At 53.3% G+C, this 244-nt stretch carries 1 pseudogene; it reads right to left on the reverse strand.

What is annotated here, in order from left to right:
• Positions 1 to 244, reverse strand: a pseudogene (locus tag ACRHNM_RS17845) (DNA-binding response regulator); the annotation flags it as partial.

A 244-nucleotide genomic window follows, 5' to 3' on the forward strand; every position in this document is an offset into this window, starting at 1 on the left:
TCTTTTGTGGCTGCGTAGGTACCCTTGTTTTCCGAGAGGAAACATTCAATTTCGTCCGCATGGAGAATTTTAAGGTGCTGCCCCACCCGTGCCGTAAACCGCTTTTTGTAATCCCGCTCCAGCGGGTTGACCAGGAGCTTTCGGATGTCCTCAAAATCGACTTGCAAGGGCGCATTGGCCGCTGTTCGTTCCCGGAACTTTTTCAGGGACGCTGCCAACTCGTCCTCGTCGATGGGCTTTAGCA

The organism is Psychroserpens mesophilus, from assembly GCF_050617655.1.
Classification (GTDB): Bacteria; Bacteroidota; Bacteroidia; order Flavobacteriales; family Flavobacteriaceae; genus Psychroserpens; species Psychroserpens mesophilus_A.